The organism is Symbiopectobacterium purcellii (assembly GCF_052050035.1).
Taxonomy (GTDB): domain Bacteria; phylum Pseudomonadota; class Gammaproteobacteria; order Enterobacterales; family Enterobacteriaceae; genus Symbiopectobacterium; species Symbiopectobacterium purcellii_A.
In genome coordinates this window covers 4,186,057-4,206,276 of the sequence record NZ_CP189882.1, presented here as the reverse complement: position 1 = coordinate 4,206,276, position 20,220 = coordinate 4,186,057, and the positions used below count along the sequence as shown (strand labels likewise).

Genomic DNA, 20,220 nt, shown 5'->3' with positions numbered 1-20,220 from the left:
CCAATACAATGCGAAGGAGGATGCATGCTTATTTACGATTACAGTGAACGACGGGCGCGTAATCACGAAAAGATCCGGATCCTGCTCAATTTTTTGAAACAAGACACCTACAGTAGTTTTAAAAACCTGATGCTGCTTTTTGATTTTAAAAATCACAAACCGCTTTATCTGCTGCTGGCGAAAGCCATTAGCATGGGATTGGTCCAAAAGCATGAAATAAACACCCGAATGGTGAAAATCTCTCTGTGGGGGATCACCAATGACGGATTAGCCGTTGTTATCACACCCCATGAAGATGGCTTTCCTGCACGGTTTTAGCCCTCTAAAGTCACTGGCTGGACGCTGGCGCAGCACCTTGATAATCAGCTAGCACGACTCATTCTGGAGAAGAAAGGCGCTTATGGGTGGATTAGCGGCACCTGTTCAACATTCCGTAGTCGATATCAGGCATATCATCGCCCGGCTGGGGTGATAACGTTACCATACGGGACGGTTATCGCCGTTGAGACTGAGCGCCATCTGAAAACCAAGGCCCGTTATCAGGCAATTATCACCCAGCATTTGATAACGCGTACTCAAAAACTTTGGATGTACGTCTTCTACATCGTGCCCGATCCGCAGATAAAGCGAGCTATTGAGCGGATGTTCAATAGCGTGAAATACGCCATCGTCAACCATCAGCGTATCCCGCTGGAAGCGAAGCATCGGGATGTTTTTCGGGTTTGTACGGTTGAGGAACTTAAACGGTTGGCGTTAAATTTTGACTAATTGCTGAACGACCACGCTGAGTATATACTCAAAGCATGCACACAAGAGGAGCACTATTATGAAACACCGCGTTAGCGTTACCGTAGACAAAGACAATTATCAGGTTCTGAGTGCTGCCGGAATCAATATCTCTGGACTGGTGAATGATGTCATTGGCAAAGAAGCCCGTCGCATCAAGGCAGAGAAGTGGAAGAAAGAAAACCGCGAAGGAATGGAGGAAGTCGCCCGATTTATCGCACAGAATGGCTCTTTTGCGGATGAAAACAGGAACTGGTGATCATGCAATTTATTGTTTATCAATATAAACGCGCTAGCCACTACACAATGTTTGTTGATGTACAAAGCGATATTGTCGAGACACCAAAACGGCGTATGGCTATCCCGCTTATCGAAGCGCATCACCTGTCTGAGAAAGTGAATAATACGTTGTTCCCACTGATCCGCGTCGACGGCGAAGATTATCGTCTGATGACCACTGAACTATCGAGCGTTCCCGTTGAGGTGACTGGTGAAGAGATCGCGGATCTTGGAGAGTATGCCGATAAGATTAAGGATGCTATTAATCTTATGTTTTGGGGGATTTGAGGGGTATTAAAGCATTGGGATTGAATCCCACACTAGCTGAGTCTGTAAAGAATTTCGTGTAAATGGCTCCATCGCTTAACCGGAAATCCGATCTCCATACATCAACATGAATTGGCTCATAGCCGGTTTCCAGTCTCTGATTGGTAGGGTCCATTTAGCCGAGATATTATGCAAGGCTAGATAGAATAATTTTAGCACCGAGTCATCCGTTGGAAATATTCGTCGCGTTTTCGTTATCTTGCGCAATGAAGCATTTAACGACTCTATCGCGTTGGTGGTGTAGATAACCTTGCGAATCTCCGGCGGAAAATCAAAAATGACGATGAGACGTTCCCAATTATTTCTCCACGATGGGATGATCGTCGGGAACTGCTCATCCCATTTGGCCGCGAAGGCATCCAGGGCCTCTTCAGCGCCCTCTAGCGTTGCGGAACTATAGATAGTGCGGAGGTCAGCAGCAACGGCTTTACGCTCTTTCCAGCCGACGTAGCGCAGCGAGTTCCGCACCTGATGCACGATGCAGAGCTGTACCCGCGTATGCGGGTAAACAGCTTCAATGGCATCAGGAAAGCCCTTCAGGCCATCGCAGCAGGCGATGAAGATGTCCTGTAGCCCACGATTTTTCAGTTCTGTCATTACAGATAACCAGAACTTGGCCCCCTCGGTTTTGGCTATCCATAGCCCCAGCAGCTCTTTTTCGCCCTGGCCGTTGATGCCTAGAGCCAAGTAAACAGACTTGTTGGTCACGGCTCCGCCGTCCTGGCTTTTGACCACAATACAGTCAAGGTAAACAATGGGATAAAACGCATCCAGCGGCCGTTGCTGCCAGCGCTTAACGTCATCCATCACGGCATTGGTCACTTGAGAAATGAAGCCAGCGGAAACATCGACCCCGTAGACTTCTTTAAAGTGAGCCTGAATATCACGGGTTGATAGCCCTCTGGAATAGAGAGAAATAATGCGGTCATCAAAGCCGTTAAGCTGCTTTTCGTGCTTACCGATCAGTGTCGGCTCGAAGGTACTGTTGCGGTCGCGCGGAATATCGAGCTCGAGCGCCCCATTTTGGCTACGTACGCTCTTGGATGTCTTGCCATTGCGGGAGTTGCCTGAATTATTACCAGCCGGGTCATGCTGTATTAGTCGCGACTTGATCTGACACATGACCTTGAAAGGTTGAGAGTCACCGGTTTTGATATGGGTGTCTAATCCTTAAACAAAACGCGAGGTAACTCTCATGCTTCATACTAACAATCACATCATCAAACACAAAGCCGGCCTGCTCAATCTCGCCGAAGAACTTGGTAACGTATCAAAAGCCTGCAAGATCATGGGCGTGTCGCGCGACACGTTTTACCGTTATCAGGAACTGGCTGCTGAAGGTGGCATCGATGCACTGGTTAACCAGAACCGCCGGGTTCCCAACCTGAAGAACCGCGCCGACGAAGCCACTGAACGCGCGGTTGTTGAATATGCCGTTGAGTTCCCGGCCCACGGGCAGCACCGGACCAGTAATGAGCTGCGTAAAAAAGGCGTATTTATCTCCGGCAGCGGCGTGCGGTCCATCTGGCAACGGCACGATCTGGAGAACTTCCGTAAACGCCTGAAGGCGCTTGAGAAAAAAGTTGCCAGAGAAGGCATCGTGCTTACCGATGTCCAAATCGCAGCGCTGGAGAAAAAGGCGCATGATGATGAGGCCAGCGGCGAAATCGAGACGGCTCATCCGGGTTATCTCGGGTCGCAGGACACCTTCTACGTTGGCAATCTGAAAGCGGTGGGCCGTATCTACCAGCAGACGTTTGTAGTGGTCAACTAAATTTGGCCACCCTACCTGACTGTTGATGGAACAGCCGTTCTGATTCATTTGGTGTTAACCCACCGTTATACCAGTGAGGTCTGACATCGCTATAATAATGGGTTATGTAGCGAATAATGGATGATTGAGCAGTACTAAAGCTTTGGTAGCCAGTCGTTGGCACCCATTCAGTCTTCAGACTACGGAAGAATCGCTCCATCGGACTATTATCCCAACAATTTCCTCTGCGACTCATACTTTGGGTCATCTGATAACGCCACAATGCCTGCCTATACTGACGACTGGTGTAATGGCTTCCTTGGTCACTATGAAACATGACTTGTTTGGGATGCCCACGCAGTTCCCAAGCCATTTGTAGTGCTTTGGCTGTTAATTCTGAATCTGGCGAAAACGACATTGCCCAACCCACGGGTTTTCGGGCAAATAAATCTAATACCACCGCCAGATACGCCCATCGGTCGCCTGTCCAAATATAGGTTACATCGCCGCACCAAACCTGGTCAGGCTTGGTAACAGCGAACTGCCTATTGAGCAGATTTGGAATATCAATACGTTCATTTCCACCGCGGTTGTATAGCCAAGCGACATTATTTTGATAACAGCCAGCTATGCTTCTTTGCCGCATATCAGGGCATAGGATGTAATCATTTTTAAGTCGGTTGGCTATATTGATGTTTTCTTGTTTGGCAACTAACGAGGGTTAATTCTTTCATCAACTTACCCGCTAACCACCGCCCAAGTTTCACGTCGTGTGTATTGGTATAGCCAACCGACTTAAAAATGATTACATCCTATGCCCTGATATGCGGCAAAGAAGCATAGCTGGCTGTTATCAAAATAATGTCGCTTTGCTATAACCATCGTGGCGATAGTCCTTGCGCCCGCAGACCCGCCACTAACGTTCCACGCTTCGCTGACCAGGCTACGTTTTATCGTCCGCTCAATATCTGGCTCCTTAGGTCGACACCAATAGCGATAACTGCTTCGGTGAACGGCTTTGTTGAATAATTTAAGATACTGATTTATATAAGCATTATAAAATTTCAACGAGGCTTTGTTGAATAATTTAACCGTTTGATTTACATCTTCTTTAGTTAGAATGCATTTACAGAGAATGTATTTTGTTAGAACGACAAATCAAATAGTTAGCACAATAAAAAGCATTCCGAGAGGAAAAATTAGTCGTTGAAATTTTATAATGCTTATATAAATCAGTATCTTAAATTATTCAACAAAGCCTTTCAACGACTAATTTTTCCTCTCGGAATGCTTTTTATTGTGCTAACTATTTGATTTGTCGTTCTAACAAAATACATTCTCTGTAAATGCATTCTAACTAAAGAAGATGTAAATCAAACGGTTAAATTATTCAACAAAGCCTCGGTGAACATTAAAAATACGACACAACGCTTTCACTGGATAAAGCGCTCTTAGCTTTTCAACTACCGAGAATTTTTCAGTGAGTCGGACATTAAGAGCGCAGTAGCCTTTTTTAAGATGGCATTCTCCATTTCCAGTCGGTGGATTTTTTTCTTCATTTCTCTGAACTCAATTTGTTCAGGTGTTAATGGCAGACCAGGCGATGTTTTCCCTTGACGTTCTAAACGAAGGGCTCTTACCCACCGGCTAATCGCTGAAAGACTGACGTTCATGGCTTTCGCGGCTTCCTGGTAGGTATAATTTTGGTCAAGGACTAATTTGGCGGTTTCACATTTAAATTCAGCAGTAATTATTTTACTCATTTTGGCACCTATAAAAATTATGAGGTAAGCATATCACCTCTACTTAGGTGGCCAAATTCAGTATGCCACTACAATGAGGCAGCAAAAATGCAGAACCCGCATCGTTGGTCAGGGCCAACAAGAAACTGGGAGCGGCAGGACGAAGTGTGGCTAAATCCGGAACGGGAAAAACAGGCCGTATGAATCAACTGGGGCGACAACTACCTTTACACGCACCGTTACCGCCGTCAACCAACTCTGACTTGAGTTTCGGTAGCCATCCGCTGACGAGATCAGGTTGGCGATCGCTCTCTGAGGTTATCCCGAAAAACACATTTCCACCGGTGATGTGCAGCAGTGTGCGCTGTTGATACCACCTTCCATTCCATTTCGAAAGCACCGCCAACGCGCAGCCCCATTCCCAGTCGAAACGCAACAAAACGGTAGGGCATTATTCCGCCTGTAAGTGCGTTAAAAATACCTCATTTGGAGAACGATAACCCAGCGATTTTCGGCCTCGCGTATTGAGCAGGTGTTCGAGTGCTGCAACCTTGCGATGGGTGACATAATTGAAGTCCGTTCCCTTCGGGTAAAAACGCCGTATCAGCCCGTTGGTATGCTCATTCAACCCGCGTTCCCAGGAATGATATGGCCGGGCAAAGTAGACCGGTGCCCCCGTGACTTTTGTAATTTCCCCGTGCTGGGAAAATTCAGAACCGTTGTCAGCAGTCAGGGTTTTAAACTCGCAGAAGGTATTGGCAACGATGTCCCTGAAGGCCGCTACCACTGTCTCTGCTCGCTTGTTGGGCAGTTTGCGAATGATGACCAGCTTGACGGCTTTATCGACCACCGTCAGCAGGAATGATTTCTGATCTTTGCCAAAGATGGTGTCAATCTCGAAATGCCCGGGTTCCTGCTTGAGGTCAGCAACGGCCGGCCGCTGCTCAATGCCAACACGGTTGGGAATAGGACCGCGTTTGTTCTCATCGGTCTGATAGTTATACCGTTTACCCCGATGAGGGAGCTGCTGATACAGCTCACCGCCGGCCCGGCGCTCCTGCTGGATATAGCGATAGAGCGAGTTCTTGCTGACGGACAGGCCAAATTCCAGGACCAGGCGCCCACTGATGACCTCAGGTGAGGTGTGGGTAGACAGCGCCGTTATGATAAAGTCCTGAATGTGCGGTTCAAGCTGGTGCCCCATTCCCATCGCAAAAGCACCACGGCGGTGACAGGTTTTAATGAGCAAACGGGAATAGGCATTGAGGAACGGCTTATCCATGGTGACGGATTGCCGGTCAGGCAATACGCGATCGGGATGATTTTTCAATGTCTTGATATAGCTGAAGATGTAATCCCAACGGCCGCAATTCAGCCCAACAATGTGGTCACGCAGCGCATGCAGAATCTCATCCATCTGGAACACCGCTGGCAGTGTTTCAATCAATACCGTGGCCTTGATGGTGCCGCGCGGCACATTAAAGCGATCTTCGGTATAGCTGAACACCTCACTCCACCAGGCCGCTTCGCGCCAGGATTGCAGTTTGGGCAGATAAAAATAGGGACCGCTGCCCTTTGCCAGCAAGGCTTGATAGTTATGGTAAAAATAGAGCGCAAAATCGAACAACCCACCGGGAATCGCTTCTCCTTGCCAGGTCACATGTTTTTCCGGCAGGTGCAAACCGCGCACTCGACAAATCAGCACGGCAGGATTCGGTTTAAGCTGGTAGATCTTGCCTTCATCATTGACGTACGAGATGGTGCCCCGCACCGCATCGCGCAAATTGAGCTGACCGTCGATCACCTTGTCGCATGAAGGAGACAGCGAATCTTCAAAATCCGCCATAAACACTTTCACGTTAGCGTTCAGGGCGTTGATGATCATCTTCCGTTCAACAGGCGCAGTGATCTCGACTCGGCGATCTTGTAAATCCGAAGGGATACCACGAATGGTCCAGTCAGAATTTCGAATGGAAGTTGTTTCCGAAATAAAATCAGGCAATTCACCTGCGCCAATCTTCTGCTGTTGTAGCTGTCTTTCCAGCAACAACCCATTTCTTGGTAACAAGAAACGGTTGACCAACGCTGCCAGAAAATCGGTGGCCTCTTCTGTCAGAACACTCTGCTCTGCCATCAAAACGTTCACTGAATACCAACTCTCTGCTTATTGTCCGCTGTGTCATCTCTCGGGTTCCTTTTCTCAGTGCCACGCTACCTGTTATAGCCAAGCGACTTAATTTTGATTACACCATATGGACTGAGAACAAACTCTCTGTATCGCAACCCATCTCTCTTTTTTTGCTTTTTGCTTGTGCCCATTTATGCTCAATTGGGTTAAGATCTGGCGAATATGTAGGCAAATACTCCACCATATACCCTGCATCGATGATGACTTGTTGAATATTATGTTTTTTGTGAAAAGTGGCATTGTCCATCATGATTACACTGTTTTTAGGGAGTACTGGGATAAGGACTTGTGTGACCCAGGCATAGAAAACATCGCTGTTAATATTGATATCAAATAATCCGATAGCAAACAGCGTTGTGCCTAATAAAGCGCCGATAACATTTGTTCTTCCCCTAGCTCCCCAGTTCTTCAGGCCAAAACACCGTTGACCTTTTGGGGAATAGCCGTGAGTCCGTGGGGTATCGTGTGAAAAACCACTTTCATCAATAAAAACAATAGGTTTACCTTCTTTTTCATACTGTTGTTTTTTTTGTTGAAATCCCTGCCGGGCGTTTTCGTCGGCTTTCGGATGACGTAGAGTTTTTTTTATAGGTCAATCCCAGCTTTTTAAGCGCTTGCCAAATGGCCTTCTGACAAACGCCAAAACGCTCTGCACGTTCTTTTTGGTAAGCATCTGGATATTGTTCAACATCTTTTATCAACTCGGATTTATCGATCTTTCGCTGACGCGTGGTCGATGCTTTTGACTCTATTTGATTAATCCAACGCGATACAGAGGCAGGGCCAATCCGAAATTGCTTCGCTGTTTCTCGGATACTCAACCCTTCGTTTTTCCGTGTAGATATCACTTTACGTCTAAAATCAATTGAATAGCTCATTTAAATAATGTAATCAAAATTAAGTCGTTTAGCTATAACAGAGAGGGGTTATCAAGGGGCGAAATTTTCAACCAACAGAATTAAGCGTAATCCAATTACTCAAAAAATAAAAAACGATTTCCATTTTCATAAAAAAGAATTTATCTTTATGATTTAAATGAATAAAAATATAAAAAAATCAGGGAAATTATTTTCAATAAAAGCAAGAGGACATAAAAAAGGGTACCATTAGGCACCCTGAGTAAAACGGCAGGAGGTTCTAGTCCAGAGTTGGATTCATACGACGCAGATCGAACGGCGTAATTTGATAAACACAGTAGTTAAGCCAGTTAGCAAACAACAAATGCCCGTGGCTGCGCCAACTCGCTTTTGGCGCATTCTCTGGATTGTCATCAGGGAAGTAGTTCAACGGCACGATCGGATTCAAGCCCGCATCGCGGTCACGAAAGAATTCGCTGGCAAGGGTATACGCATCATATTCAGGGTGCCCGGTGACGAACACTTGACGCTTATCTTTGCTGGCAAACAGATAGGCACCGGCCTCATCAGACTCAACCAGAATATCCAGATCGGCATACTCACGAATAATATCTGTGGGGAAATCAGCGTAGCGCGAATGGGGAGCCAGGAAGGTTTCATCAAAACCACGGGTAAGCAACGCATGCTGCTGCACCGTGTGATGCGTATATACGCCAGAAAGCTTCTTGCTGCGCGTCATCTTAGGGATGCCATACAGCAGATTTAATCCAGCCTGTACCGCCCAACAGACAAACAGCGTAGATGTTACATGATCTTTTGCCCAATCGATCACTTTTGCAATCTGTGGCCAGTAAACCACATCGAAGAAATCGACCAGCCCCAGCGGCGCACCCGTGACAATCAGACCATCGAAGTTCTCGTTCTCAATATCCTCGAAGTTACAGTAGAAGTTATTGAGATGTTCTGTAGGGGTGTTCTTGGATTCACGGCTATCGATGCGCAGCAGTTGGATATCTACCTGCAACGGCGAGTTGGAGAGTAGACGCAGGAACTGATTTTCCGTCTCAATCTTCTTTGGCATGAGGTTCAATACCAATACCTTTAACGGACGAATTTCCTGAGTACTGGCACGAGAAGTGGTCATGACGAACACATTCTCATTGCGCAAAAAACTTACCGCGGGTAACTCATCAGGGATCCGAATTGGCATGGCACTACACCTCACTGCAACCGTTTATACGTTTATACGTTTAGACATCCAGATGCATGAAGATAAACAGTTTTCCCATACTTGTACAGCGCACAGGCCGAAGTTGAATAATCTTCATCCTGCGCACTGTGCAGCGCGGTTTACATCTGTACTTCTTTCCTTTTTCGGTGCAACAGCAGAGAAACAAACATTGCCATCAGGCACATAGCAGAGACATACCAGAAGAACGTCGTTTCAACCCCGGCTGATTTCAACGACAGTGCGACATACTCAGCAGAACCGCCAAACAGCGCGTTGCCTATCGCATAGGAAAGCCCTACGCCCAGCGCCCGTATCTCAGGAGGGAACATCTCTGCTTTCAGCACACCGCTGATCGAGGTGTAAAAGCTGATGATCATTAACGCCATCACGATAATGCCAAAGGCGGCGTATGGGCTTGTCACATTTTGCAAGGCGCTAAGAATTGGAACGGTAAACAACGCCGCCATCGATCCAAAAATGATCATCATGGTGCGCCGCCCGATTTTATCTGACAACGCACCAAACATCGGTTGCAGCAGCATGAATATCACCAGAGCCGCGGTCATCACACCGCTTGCGGTTTTTGCATCCATACCCGCCGTATTCATCAGGTACTTCTGCATGTAGGTGGTGTAGGTATAAAAGCTCAACGAACCTGCGGCGGTAAAACCCAGCACAATCATAAAAGCACGCCGGTTATGCCACAAACCAGAAAGCGTTCCCGCATCTTTACGCTGACGCGTGCTGGTGCTCGAGGTTTCATGCAGTGAACGCCGCAGGTATAAGGCCACAATCGCCAGCAGGCCACCCAATGCAAAGGGAATACGCCATCCCCAGGCTTTCAGTTCTTCAGTGCTGAGCCACTGTTGCAGGATAACCAACACCAACAGCGCCAATAACTGCCCACCGATCAAGGTGACATATTGAAAGGAGGCATAGAAACCGCGCTTACCCTCAACGGCGACTTCACTCATATAGGTTGCGCTGGTGCCATACTCGCCGCCAACAGAAAGCCCCTGAAACAAACGGGCCAGCAGCAACAAAGCCGGTGCCCAATGGCCAATCACGCTATAAGTCGGCAAACAGGCGATAACGAATGAGCCACAGCACATCATACAAACAGAGATAAGCATCGAGGTGCGGCGACCGTGCTTATCAGCAATATAGCCAAACAGCCAACCACCGATCGGACGCATCAGAAACCCGACGGCAAATACGCCAGCGGTTTGCAGGAGTTGCGTCGTGGTATCACCACTGGGGAAAAACGCAGAGGCAAAATAGAGTGCGCAGAACGAATAGACATAAAAATCGAACCACTCCACCAGGTTACCGGATGAGGCTCCCACAATGGCGAAAATCCGCTTGCGTGTTGCATGGGGGTCTAGGTGTTGCTGCGCAAGCGGTGGTGTTACATCTGCCATAGTAAAAATCCCTATAAGAGTTATAAATGCGTGCAGCGGTATGCTCATGCATACGGCACAAGTAAATTGTTATAATTTGGTAAAACGCAGTGAAAACAACGTGCAAAAACGTGTGGCGGAAACGAGTTATTCTCGATGTTGTCACAAACAGAGGGTAAGAGAAAGGTTATTACATTAATAAAACGGGATATAAAGCGTGTCTGAATGCTCCTTTTTTCCGCAAAATCACGGGAAAAATGAATATTAGCTGTATTAGTCGCGACTTGATCTGACACATGACCTTGAAAGGTTGAGAGTTACCGGTTTTGATATGGGTGTCTAATCCTTAAACAAAACGCGAGGTAACTCTCATGCTTCATACTAACAATCCCATCATCGCCCCATTCCCACTCGAAACGCAACAAAGTGACCCACTTGCCAGAGTAGGATAAAATCACCGTTCTGGCCATACTGGAGAGCCTGTTGCATGCAGGGAAAACATCTGACTCACAAAGAACGGTTCTACATCGAAAAGCGGCGTGGTGAAGGTGTCAACCAAGCTACCATCGCCAGAGAGCTTGCTCTGCCTCGCTCGACCATCAGCAGGGAACTCAGACGCAATACCGACCCTACTTTCAATGGTGTCTACTGCTGTAGAAGGGCGGACACTCTGGTCCGGGAACGCCGTCATAAGCCTCTGCCAAACAATGCTTTTTACCCGTTGGAGCCACACATTCAGAACTTCATCAGGCAGGCGCTTTCCACTCACTCTTCACCTGAAATCATCAGTGGCCGTTTGCACCTGGAATTCGGTATATCTGTCAGCAAGAATACGCTATATCGCTATATCCTGCAGGAGAGACAGGCTGGCGGGGAGCTATATCAGCAACTTCCTCATCGGGGAAAACGTTACAGGTACAATGCCGAAAACCTCAAATCAGGCCCTATTCCCAACCGTGTTGGTATTGAGTATCGCCCAGCTCAAGCCGAGCTTAAACAGGAGCCTGGCCACTTCGAAATTGACACTATTTTTGGCAAAGACCAGAAGTCATTCTTGTTAAGAATCGTAGATAAAGCATTGAAAAAATTCATTATTCGCAAACTGCCTAATAAGCGTGCGGAGACTGTGGTTGCTGCTTTCAGGGACATTGAAGCTAATACCTTTTGCAAGTTTAAGACCCTAACAGCTGATAACGGCCCTGAATTCGCCCTGCACGAGCAAATTACTCAAATCACAGGGGCGCAGGTCTACTTTGCCCGCCCTTATCATTCCTGGGAGAGGGGCTTGAATGAGCACACCAACGGGCTGATACGACGTTTTTACCCAAAGGGAACAGACTTCAGTCAGGTCAGTCATCGTAAGATTGCCGAACTCGAACACATACTCAATACAAGGGGCAGAAAATCGCTGGGCTATCGTTCCCCCAATGAGGTATTTTTAACGCACTTACTGGTGGCATAAGCCTCTACCGTTTTGTTGCGTTTCGAGTGGGAATGGGGCATCAAACACAAAGCCGGCCTGCTCAATCTCGCCGAAGAACTTGGTACGTATCAAAAGCCTGCAAGATCATGGGCGTGTCGCGCGACACGTTTTACCGTTATAGCCAAGCGACTTAATTTTGATTACACCATATGGACTGAGAACAAACTCTCTGTATCGCAACCCATCTCTCTTTTTTTGCTTTTTGCTTGTGCCCATTTATGCTCAATTGGGTTAAGATCTGGCGAATATGTAGGCAAATACTCCACCATATACCCTGCATCGATGATGACTTGTTGAATATTATGTTTTTTGTGAAAAGTGGCATTGTCCATCATGATTACACTGTTTTTAGGGAGTACTGGGATAAGGACTTGTGTGACCCAGGCATAGAAAACATCGCTGTTAATATTGATATCAAATAATCCGATAGCAAACAGCGTTGTGCCTAATAAAGCGCCGATATAGCCAAGCGACTTAATTTTGATTACACCATATGGACTGAGAACAAACTCTCTGTATCGCAACCCATCTCTCTTTTTTTGCTTTTTGCTTTTTGCTTGTGCCCATTTATGCTCAATTGGGTTAAGATCTGGCGAATATGTAGGCAAATACTCCACCATATACCCTGCATCGATGATGACTTGTTGAATATTATGTTTTTTGTGAAAAGTGGCATTGTCCATCATGATTACACTGTTTTTAGGGAGTACTGGGATAAGGACTTGTGTGACCCAGGCATAGAAAACATCGCTGTTAATATTGATATCAAATAATCCGATAGCAAACAGCGTTGTGCCTAATAAAGCGCCGATAACATTTGTTCTTCCCCTAGCTCCCCAGTTCTTCAGGCCAAAACACCGTTGACCTTTTGGGGAATAGCCGTGAGTCCGTGGGGCATCGTGTGAAAAACCACTTTCATAAATAAAAACAATAGGTTTACCTTCTTTTTCATACTGTTGTTTTTTTTGTTGAAATCCCTGCCGGGCGTTTTCGTCGGCTTTCGGATGACGTATAGCCAAGCGACTTAATTTTGATTACACCATATGGACTGAGAACAAACTCTCTGTATCGCAACCCATCTCTCTTTTTTTGCTTTTTGCTTTTTGCTTGTGCCCATTTATGCTCAATTGGGTTAAGATCTGGCGAATATGTAGGCAAATATAGCCAAGCGACATTATTTTGATAACAGCCAGCTATGCTTCTTTGCCGCATATCAGGGCATAGGATGTAATCATTTTTAAGTCGGTTGGCTATAGAGTTTTTTTTATAGGTCAATCCCAGCTTTTTAAGCGCTTGCCAAATGGCCTTCTGACAAACGCCAAAACGCTCTGCACGTTCTTTTTGGTAAGCATCTGGATATTGTTCAACATCTTTTATCAACTCGGATTTATCGATCTTTCGCTGACGCGTGGTCGATGCTTTTGACTCTATTTGATTAATCCAACGCGATACAGAGGCAGGGCCAATCCGAAATTGCTTCGCTGTTTCTCGGATACTCAACCCTTCGTTTTTCCGTGTAGATATCACTTTACGTCTAAAATCAATTGAATAGCTCATTTAAATAATGTAATCAAAATTAAGTCGTTTAGCTATATCAGGAACTGGCTGCTGAAGGTGGCATCGATGCACTGGTTAACCAGAACCGCCGGGTTCCCAACCTGAAGAACCGCGCCGACGAAGCCACTGAACGCGCGGTTGTTGAATATGCCGTTGAGTTCCCGGCCCACGGGCAGCACCGGACCAGTAATGAGCTGCGTAAAAAAGGCGTATTTATCTCCGGCAGCGGCGTGCGGTCCATCTGGCAACGGCACGATCTGGAGAACTTCCGTAAACGCCTGAAGGCGCCTGAGGAAAAAGTTGCCAGAGAAGGCATCGTGCTTACCGATGTCCAAATCGCAGCGCTGGAGAAAAAGGCGCATGATGATGAGGCCAGCGGCGAAATCGAGACGGCTCATCCGGGTTATCTCGGGTCGCAGGACACCTTCTACGTTGGCAATCTGAAAGCGGTGGGCCGTATCTACCAGCAGACGTTCGTGGATACGTACTCGAAAGTGGCACACTGCAAGCTTTATACGAGTAAAACGCCGATCACTGCCGCCGACCTGCTAAATGATCGCGTACTGCCGTTCTACGAGGCTCAGGGACTGCCGATGCTGAGAATACTGACCGACAGGAGAACGGAGTACTGTGGTAAGGTGGAGCAGCATGATTACCAGCTGTATCTGGCCATCAACGATATCGACCATACAAAAACGAAGGCGATGTCTCCGCAGACGAACGGCATCTGCGAGCGCTTCCATAAAACGATTTTGCAGGATTTTTATCAGGTTACGTTCCGCAAGAAGTTATATGGGGACCTGGAGAGCCTGCAGGCAGATCTGGACAACTGGTTGTGGCATTACAATAATGAGCGAACTCATCAGGGAAAAATGTGCTGCGGGCGAACGCCAATGGCCACGTTACTTGATGGAAAACGGGTCTGGGCAGAAAAGGATCTGAACCGGATGTAATCTGACAGACACCTGTATAAATAACCGGTAACTGTCAGATCAGGTCTGAGCTAGTACATATTAGCGCACAGCAAAAAGGGCTGTCCTTTCGCTATTTCTCATCATCAGACACCGTCTGATAATCGATATAAAAACCTGGCAGTTCCCTACTCTCACATTGGGAAGCCCCACACTACCATCGGCGCTACGGCGTTTCACTTCTGAGTTCGGCATGGGGTCAGGTGGGACCACCGCGCTATCGCCGCCAGGCATATTCTGTTTCATCTCACCCGCCCTTTCGAGCCAGCAAGACCAATCTGTCAACAAGCTGAACTTCACGAGTTCTGATTCTCTACACCAACACCAAAACATCTTCGGCGTTGTAAGGTTAAGCCTCACAGGTCATTAGTACTGGTTAGCTCAATGCATCGCTGCACTTACACACCCAGCCTATCTACGTCGTCGTCTTCAACGGCCTTTCAGCGTCCTCTAGGGACAAGGGAGAACTCATCTCGGGGCAAGTTTCGTGCTTAGATGCTTTCAGCACTTATCTCTTCCGCACGTAGCTACCGGGCAATGCCATTGGCATGACAACCCGAACACCAGTGGTGCGTTCACTCCGGTCCTCTCGTACTAGGAGCAACCCCCCTCAATTCTCCAACGCCCACGGCAGATAGGGACCGAACTGTCTCACGACGTTCTAAACCCAGCTCGCGTACCACTTTAAATGGCGAACAGCCATACCCTTGGGACCTACTTCAGCCCCAGGATGTGATGAGCCGACATCGAGGTGCCAAACACCGCCGTCGATATGAACTCTTGGGCGGTATCAGCCTGTTATCCCCGGAGTACCTTTTATCCGTTGAGCGATGGCCCTTCCATTCAGAACCACCGGATCACTAAGACCTACTTTCGTACCTGCTCGAGCCGTCACTCTCGCAGTCAAGCTAGCTTATGCCTTTGCACTAACCTCCTGATGTCCGACCAGGATTAGCTAACCTTCGTGCTCCTCCGTTACTCTTTGGGAGGAGACCGCCCCAGTCAAACTACCCACCAGACACTGTCCCCAGCCCAGATTATGGGCCCAGGTTAGAACATCAAACATTAAAGGGTGGTATTTCAAGGTTGGCTCCATGCAGACTGGCGTCCACACTTCAAAGCCTCCCACCTATCCTACACATCAAGGCTCAAGGTTCAGTGTCAAGCTATAGTAAAGGTTCACGGGGTCTTTCCGTCTTGCCGCGGGTACACTGCATCTTCACAGCGAGTTCAATTTCACTGAGTCTCGGGTGGAGACAGCCTGGCCATCATTACGCCATTCGTGCAGGTCGGAACTTACCCGACAAGGAATTTCGCTACCTTAGGACCGTTATAGTTACGGCCGCCGTTTACTGGGGCTTCGATCAAGAGCTTCTCCTTACGGATAACCCCATCAATTAACCTTCCAGCACCGGGCAGGCGTCACACCGTATACGTCCACTTTCGTGTTTGCACAGTGCTGTGTTTTTATTAAACAGTTGCAGCCAGCTGGTATCTGCGACTGCGCAAAGCTCGGAGAGCAAGTCTCTTCACCTCGCACAGCGTGCCTTCTCCCGAAGTTACGGCACCATTTTGCCTAGTTCCTTCACCCGAGTTCTCTCAAGCGCCTTGGTATTCTCTACCTGACCACCTGTGTCGGTTTGGGGTACGATTCAATGTTACCTGATGCTTAGAGGCTTTTCCTGGAAGCTGGGCATCTGTCACTTCAGTACCGTAGTACCTCGTCATCACGCCTCAGTGTTAATAGCGACCCGGATTTACCAAAGTCACCCACCTACACGCTTAAACCGGGACAACCGTCGCCCGGATGACATAGCCTTCTCCGTCCCCCCTTCGCAGTAACACCAAGTACAGGAATATTAACCTGTTTCCCATCGACTACGCCTTTCGGCCTCGCCTTAGGGGTCGACTCACCCTGCCCCGATTAACGTTGGACAGGAACCCTTGGTCTTCCGGCGAGCGGGCTTTTCACCCGCTTTATCGTTACTTATGTCAGCATTCGCACTTCTGATACCTCCAGCAAACCTCACAGTTCACCTTCAACGGCTTACAGAACGCTCCCCTACCCAACAACGCCTAAGCGTCGCTGCCGCAGCTTCGGTGCATGGTTTAGCCCCGTTACATCTTCCGCGCAGGCCGACTCGACCAGTGAGCTATTACGCTTTCTTTAAATGATGGCTGCTTCTAAGCCAACATCCTGGCTGTCTATGCCTTCCCACATCGTTTCCCACTTAACCATGACTTTGGGACCTTAGCTGGCGGTCTGGGTTGTTTCCCTCTTCACGACGAACGTTAGCACCCGCCGTGTGTCTCCCGTGATAACATTCTTCGGTATTTGTAGTTTGCATCGGGTTGGTAAGTCGGGATGACCCCCTAGCCGAAACAGTGCTCTACCCCCGAAGATGAATTCACGAGGCGCTACCTAAATAGCTTTCGGGGAGAACCAGCTATCTCCCGGTTTGATTGGCCTTTCACCCCCAGCCACAAGTCATCCGCTAATTTTTCAACATTAGTCGGTTCGGTCCTCCAGTTAGTGTTACCCAACCTTCAACCTGCCCATGGCTAGATCACCGGGTTTCGGGTCTATACCCTGCAACTTAACGCCCAGTTAAGACTCGGTTTCCCTACGGCTCCCCTATACGGTTAACCTTGCTACAGAATATAAGTCGCTGACCCATTATACAAAAGGTACGCAGTCACACCCATAAAGAGTGCTCCCACTGCTTGTACGTACACGGTTTCAGGTTCTATTTCACTCCCCTCGCCGGGGTTCTTTTCGCCTTTCCCTCACGGTACTGGTTCACTATCGGTCAGTCAGGAGTATTTAGCCTTGGAGGATGGGCCCCCCATATTCAGACAGGATGTCACGTGTCCCGCCCTACTCATCGAGCTCACAACCTGTGCATCTTCGTGTACGGGACTATCACCCTTTACTGTGCGACTTTCCAGACGCTTCCACTGACACACAAGCTGATTCAGACTCTGGGCTTTTCCCCGTTCGCTCGCCGCTACTGGGGGAATCTCGGTTGATTTCTTTTCCTCGGGGTACTGAGATGTTTCAGTTCCCCCGGTTCGCCTCATGCCACTATGTATTCATGACATGATAGTGCAACGAATTGCACTGGGTTTCCCCATTCGGGTATCGTCGGTTGTAACGCTTCATATCAGCTTACCGACGCTTTTCGCAGATTAGCACGCCCTTCATCGCCTCTGACTGCCTAGACATCCACCGTGTACGCTTATTCACTTAACCTCACAACCCGAAAATGTTTCGGGTGTGAAAGCTTGAGAGAATCACAATATTGGTAGTGAGCCAATATTGCTCGTTTTAATTTTCAGCTTGTTCCAGATTGTTAAAGAGCAAAATACTTCGCAGCATACTGTCAAACAGTACACTCTGAAGTATTGGGTATCGAGACGGTAAATGGTGGAGCTATGCGGGATCGAACCGCAGACCTCCTGCGTGCAAAGCAGGCGCTCTCCCAGCTGAGCTATAGCCCCATCGAATGTTAGACCTTTGCCAAATCGTTTTTGAGCAAGGCGTGGAATGACGACGCATACACCAGTATGCAAGTTGTTTCACAACGCAGCACAAGAACGATTTTGGTAGGCCTGAGTGGACTTGAGCCACCGACCTCACCCTTATCAGGGGTGCGCTCTAACCACCTGAGCTACAAGCCTATAAGGTCTTCTAACCGCTCGATTTCTTTCATCAGACAATCTGTGTGAACACTTCACAGAATCAGTATCATTAGGTAAGGAGGTGATCCAACCGCAGGTTCCCCTACGGTTACCTTGTTACGACTTCACCCCAGTCATGAATCACAAAGTGGTAAGCGCCCTCCCGAAGGTTAAGCTACCTACTTCTTTTGCAACCCACTCCCATGGTGTGACGGGCGGTGTGTACAAGGCCCGGGAACGTATTCACCGTAGCATTCTGATCTACGATTACTAGCGATTCCGACTTCATGGAGTCGAGTTGCAGACTCCAATCCGGACTACGACGTACTTTATGAGGTCCGCTTGCTCTCGCGAGGTCGCTTCTCTTTGTATACGCCATTGTAGCACGTGTGTAGCCCTACTCGTAAGGGCCATGATGACTTGACGTCATCCCCATCTTCCTCCAGTTTATCACTGGCAGTCTCCTTTGAGTTCCCGACCGAATCGCTGGCAACAAAGGATAAGGGTTGCGCTCGTTGCGGGACTTAACCCAACATTTCACAACACGAGCTGACGACAGCCATGCAGCACCTGTCTCAGAGTTCCCGAAGGCACCAAGGCATCTCTGCCAAGTTCTCTGGATGTCAAGAGTAGGTAAGGTTCTTCGCGTTGCATCGAATTAAACCACATGCTCCACCGCTTGTGCGGGCCCCCGTCAATTCATTTGAGTTTTAACCTTGCGGCCGTACTCCCCAGGCGGTCGATTTAACGCGTTAGCTCCGGAAGCCACGCCTCAAGGGCACAACCTCCAAATCGACATCGTTTACAGCGTGGACTACCAGGGTATCTAATCCTGTTTGCTCCCCACGCTTTCGCACCTGAGCGTCAGTCTTCGTCCAGGGGGCCGCCTTCGCCACCGGTATTCCTCCAGATCTCTACGCATTTCACCGCTACACCTGGAATTCTACCCCCCTCTACGAGACTCTAGCTTGCCAGTTTTGAATGCAGTTCCCAGGTTAAGCCCGGGGATTTCACATCCAACTTAACAAACCGCCTGCGTGCGCTTTACGCCCAGTCATTCCGATTAACGCTTGCACCCTCCGTATTACCGCGGCTGCTGGCACGGAGTTAGCCGGTGCTTCTTCTGCGAGTAACGTCAATTAGCAAGGTTATTAACCTTACTGCCTTCCTCCTCGCTGAAAGTGCTTTACAACCCGAAGGCCTTCTTCACACACGCGGCATGGCTGCATCAGGCTTGCGCCCATTGTGCAATATTCCCCACTGCTGCCTCCCGTAGGAGTCTGGACCGTGTCTCAGTTCCAGTGTGGCTGGTCATCCTCTCAGACCAGCTAGGGATCGTCGCCTAGGTGAGCCATTACCCCACCTACTAGCTAATCCCATCTGGGCACATCTGATGGCGTGAGGCCCGAAGGTCCCCCACTTTGGTCTTGCGACGTTACGCGGTATTAGCTACCGTTTCCAGTAGTTATCCCCCTCCATCAGGCAGTTTCCCAGACATTACTCACCCGTCCGCCGCTCGTCACCCAAAGAGCAAGCTCTACTGTGCTACCGCTCGACTTGCATGTGTTAGGCCTGCCGCCAGCGTTCAATCTGAGCCATGATCAAACTCTTCAATTTAAAGTTTGATTTGCTTCTGCAAGAGAAGCGATGCTCAAAGAATTATTACTGTTAGTTCGTAATGAATTAACTGTTGTTCACTCTGCAAGACTTTTATTTTTTAAGCCCGTAGGCTTTACGATAAAGTCCTGTGAGTGCCCACACAGATTGTCTGATTAATTGTTAAAGAGCGTTGCCACATCTACCGTGGCGCGGGAGGCGCATATTACGCTGCACCGCTGAAAAGTCAACGTTAATTTTTCAATTTCGCGTTCGGCTTTCCTGTTTTACTTCTTACTGTTACCACAACTGCGTGTCGCTGTTGCCGTGTCAGTGGAGGCGCAGTATAGACACTTCTCGCGCCCTGAC

The 20,220-nt window shown here is 48.3% G+C and carries 9 protein-coding genes, 2 tRNA genes, 3 rRNA genes and 9 pseudogenes; 7 read left to right on the top strand and 16 right to left on the bottom strand.

Going from position 1 to position 20,220, the window contains the following annotated elements; all coding sequences use genetic code 11:
* Positions 1-24 precede the first annotated feature (24 nt).
* The 3 genes and pseudogenes from mobC (at position 25) to ccdB (ending at position 1,353) form a co-directional block, all read left to right on the top strand.
* A pseudogene (gene mobC / locus ACQGXV_RS28640) lies at positions 25-768 on the top strand (MobC family replication-relaxation protein).
* A gap of 58 nt (positions 769-826) precedes the next feature.
* Positions 827-1,045, top strand: a complete 219-nt coding sequence (gene ccdA / locus ACQGXV_RS28635; protein WP_440863929.1) for a type II toxin-antitoxin system antitoxin CcdA — start codon at positions 827-829, stop codon at positions 1,043-1,045.
* A 2-nt stretch (positions 1,046-1,047) separates the two neighbouring features.
* The gene (gene ccdB, locus ACQGXV_RS28630) at positions 1,048-1,353 is read left to right on the top strand and encodes a type II toxin-antitoxin system toxin CcdB (protein WP_440867662.1); all 306 of its coding nucleotides are present in this window, start codon (positions 1,048-1,050) and stop codon (positions 1,351-1,353) included.
* Between the two features lie 75 nt (positions 1,354-1,428).
* On the opposite strand, the pseudogene ACQGXV_RS28625 reads toward ccdB, so the two are convergent.
* A pseudogene (locus tag ACQGXV_RS28625) lies at positions 1,429-2,487 on the bottom strand (IS256 family transposase); the annotation flags it as partial.
* Positions 2,488-2,587: 100 nt separating this feature from the next.
* Here ACQGXV_RS28625 and ACQGXV_RS28620 point away from each other — a divergent pair.
* Positions 2,588-3,154: pseudogene (locus ACQGXV_RS28620) on the top strand (helix-turn-helix domain-containing protein); the annotation flags it as partial.
* Positions 3,155-3,158: 4 nt separating this feature from the next.
* On the opposite strand, the pseudogene ACQGXV_RS28615 reads toward ACQGXV_RS28620, so the two are convergent.
* The 8 genes and pseudogenes from ACQGXV_RS28615 to ACQGXV_RS28580 form a co-directional block, all read right to left on the bottom strand.
* Positions 3,159-3,909: pseudogene (locus tag ACQGXV_RS28615) on the bottom strand (IS3 family transposase); the annotation flags it as partial.
* Between the two features lie 637 nt (positions 3,910-4,546).
* Positions 4,547-4,908 (bottom strand): annotated as a pseudogene (locus ACQGXV_RS28610) (transposase); the annotation flags it as partial.
* A gap of 430 nt (positions 4,909-5,338) precedes the next feature.
* A pseudogene (locus ACQGXV_RS28605) lies at positions 5,339-6,070 on the bottom strand (IS30 family transposase); the annotation flags it as partial.
* 21 nt (positions 6,071-6,091) lie between these two features.
* Positions 6,092-7,070 (bottom strand): annotated as a pseudogene (locus ACQGXV_RS28600) (malate synthase); the annotation flags it as partial.
* Between the two features lie 60 nt (positions 7,071-7,130).
* Positions 7,131-7,664: an IS630 family transposase gene (locus tag ACQGXV_RS28595; protein WP_440867179.1), complete on the bottom strand. Its 534-nt coding sequence runs from the start codon at positions 7,662-7,664 to the stop codon at positions 7,131-7,133.
* Positions 7,588-7,953: an IS630 transposase-related protein gene (locus ACQGXV_RS28590; RefSeq protein WP_440862584.1), complete on the bottom strand. Its 366-nt coding sequence runs from the start codon at positions 7,951-7,953 to the stop codon at positions 7,588-7,590. The genes ACQGXV_RS28595 and ACQGXV_RS28590 overlap by 77 nt, the downstream gene beginning before the upstream one ends.
* Positions 7,954-8,212: 259 nt before the next feature.
* On the bottom strand, positions 8,213-9,142 hold the full coding sequence (gene metA / locus ACQGXV_RS28585; protein WP_440863927.1) for a homoserine O-succinyltransferase MetA: 930 nt from the start codon (positions 9,140-9,142) through the stop codon (positions 8,213-8,215).
* Between the two features lie 140 nt (positions 9,143-9,282).
* A complete protein-coding gene (locus tag ACQGXV_RS28580) occupies positions 9,283-10,584 on the bottom strand; it encodes an MFS family transporter (RefSeq protein WP_440867661.1) in 1,302 nt (433 codons plus the stop codon).
* A 466-nt stretch (positions 10,585-11,050) separates the two neighbouring features.
* On the opposite strand from ACQGXV_RS28580, the gene ACQGXV_RS28575 reads away from it, so the two are divergent.
* Positions 11,051-12,025, top strand: a complete 975-nt coding sequence (locus tag ACQGXV_RS28575) for an IS30 family transposase (RefSeq protein ID WP_440863925.1) — start codon at positions 11,051-11,053, stop codon at positions 12,023-12,025.
* Between the two features lie 15 nt (positions 12,026-12,040).
* Positions 12,041-12,171 (top strand): annotated as a pseudogene (locus tag ACQGXV_RS28570) (helix-turn-helix domain-containing protein); the annotation flags it as partial.
* Between the two features lie 15 nt (positions 12,172-12,186).
* Here ACQGXV_RS28570 and ACQGXV_RS28565 read toward each other — a convergent pair.
* Both ACQGXV_RS28565 and ACQGXV_RS28560 read right to left on the bottom strand, forming a co-directional pair.
* Positions 12,187-13,065, bottom strand: coding sequence for an IS630 family transposase (locus ACQGXV_RS28565; RefSeq protein ID WP_440863923.1), 879 nt, complete (start codon positions 13,063-13,065; stop codon positions 12,187-12,189).
* Positions 12,995-13,603: an IS630 transposase-related protein gene (locus tag ACQGXV_RS28560; RefSeq protein WP_440863921.1), complete on the bottom strand. Its 609-nt coding sequence runs from the start codon at positions 13,601-13,603 to the stop codon at positions 12,995-12,997. Before ACQGXV_RS28560 ends, ACQGXV_RS28565 begins: the two co-directional genes overlap by 71 nt.
* A gap of 35 nt (positions 13,604-13,638) precedes the next feature.
* On the opposite strand from ACQGXV_RS28560, the pseudogene ACQGXV_RS28555 reads away from it, so the two are divergent.
* A pseudogene (locus ACQGXV_RS28555) lies at positions 13,639-14,556 on the top strand (IS481 family transposase); the annotation flags it as partial.
* 133 nt (positions 14,557-14,689) lie between these two features.
* Here the strand turns inward: ACQGXV_RS28555 and rrf are convergent.
* The 5 genes from rrf to ACQGXV_RS28530 all read right to left on the bottom strand — a co-directional run bounded on the left by rrf (position 14,690) and on the right by ACQGXV_RS28530 (position 19,872).
* Positions 14,690-14,805 (bottom strand): 5S ribosomal RNA (rrf, locus tag ACQGXV_RS28550).
* Between the two features lie 114 nt (positions 14,806-14,919).
* Positions 14,920-17,827, bottom strand: a 23S ribosomal RNA gene (locus ACQGXV_RS28545).
* Between the two features lie 172 nt (positions 17,828-17,999).
* Positions 18,000-18,075, bottom strand: a tRNA-Ala gene (locus tag ACQGXV_RS28540).
* 103 nt (positions 18,076-18,178) lie between these two features.
* Positions 18,179-18,255: transfer RNA gene (locus ACQGXV_RS28535), tRNA-Ile, on the bottom strand.
* 75 nt (positions 18,256-18,330) lie between these two features.
* Positions 18,331-19,872, bottom strand: a 16S ribosomal RNA gene (locus ACQGXV_RS28530).
* The 16S, 23S and 5S rRNA genes sit together here with 2 tRNA genes alongside, the layout of an rRNA operon.
* Between the last annotated feature and the right edge of the window lie 348 nt (positions 19,873-20,220).

Bases quoted from the DNA above. Each gene is read 5' to 3' on its own strand.
- ccdA (WP_440863929.1), top strand. From the start codon at position 827: ATGAAACACCGCGTTAGCGTTACCGTAGACAAAGACAATTATCAGGTT.
- ccdB (WP_440867662.1), top strand. From the start codon at position 1,048: ATGCAATTTATTGTTTATCAATATAAACGCGCTAGCCACTACACAATG.
- ACQGXV_RS28590 (WP_440862584.1), bottom strand. From the start codon at position 7,953: ATGAGCTATTCAATTGATTTTAGACGTAAAGTGATATCTACACGGAAA.
- metA (WP_440863927.1), bottom strand. From the start codon at position 9,142: ATGCCAATTCGGATCCCTGATGAGTTACCCGCGGTAAGTTTTTTGCGC.
- ACQGXV_RS28580 (WP_440867661.1), bottom strand. From the start codon at position 10,584: ATGGCAGATGTAACACCACCGCTTGCGCAGCAACACCTAGACCCCCAT.
- ACQGXV_RS28575 (WP_440863925.1), top strand. From the start codon at position 11,051: ATGCAGGGAAAACATCTGACTCACAAAGAACGGTTCTACATCGAAAAG.
- ACQGXV_RS28560 (WP_440863921.1), bottom strand. From the start codon at position 13,603: ATGAGCTATTCAATTGATTTTAGACGTAAAGTGATATCTACACGGAAA.